Raw genomic sequence first — 792 nt, 5'->3', positions numbered from 1 at the left:
TACAACGACACGTTCCGCAACCACCCGGACCGGCCGCTGCGCGAGCAGCTCGCGGACCGGGCCGGGGCGCGCCCCGACGCGCCCGCGCTGCGCTGCGGCGCGGACCGGCTGACCTTCGCCGAACTGCACGCGCGCGCCGACCGGCTCGCCCACGAACTGGTGGCGCGCGGTGCCGGGCCCGGAGAGCTGGTGGCGGTGGCGCTGCCCCGCTCCACGGACCTGGTCGTCGCGACCCTCGCCGTCGTCAAGGCGGGCGCCGCCTATCTGCCGCTGGACCCCGGCTATCCGGCCGACCGGATCGCCTACATGCTCGACGACGCGGCGCCCGCCCTCGTCCTGACCACGACGGGCGTCGCGGCGGCGCTCGACGCGGTGACCACCCATCCGCACCTGCTCCTCGACACGGCGGCGCCCCTCCTCGCCGGGCGGCCGACGGGCCCGGTGAGCACGGCGGCCCCGCACCCCGCCGACACCGCCTACACGATCTACACCTCCGGCTCGACCGGCCGGCCCAAGGGCGTCGTCGTCCCGCAGGGCGCGCTGGTCAACCTGCTGCACGACATGGCCGAACGGTTCCGGATCGACGGCGGCGACCGCTTCCTGTCGGTCACCACGTTCGGCTTCGACATCTCCAACCTCGAACTCTTCGTCCCGCTGCTCACGGGCGCCGAACTCGTGCTGGCGGAGCACGACAGCGTACGCGACCCGGCGGCGCTGGCCGCCCTGATCACCGGCAGCGACGCCACCGTCATGCAGGCCACCCCCACCCTGTGGCATGCCCTGGTCACCGAG

The 792-nt window shown here is 74.9% G+C and carries 1 protein-coding gene; it reads left to right on the top strand.

Features of this window, described 5'->3' with window-relative positions:
* On the top strand, positions 1-792 hold a 792-nt coding region (locus V2J85_RS40275; RefSeq protein ID WP_330824348.1), incomplete at both ends, for an AMP-binding protein.

Origin of the sequence: Streptomyces bugieae, from assembly GCF_036352915.1 — a bacterium.
GTDB classification, from domain to species: Bacteria; Actinomycetota; Actinomycetes; order Streptomycetales; family Streptomycetaceae; genus Streptomyces; species Streptomyces endophytica.
Note: the sequence above shows the minus strand (reverse complement) of the source record. Positions and strands in the feature narration are given on the sequence as shown.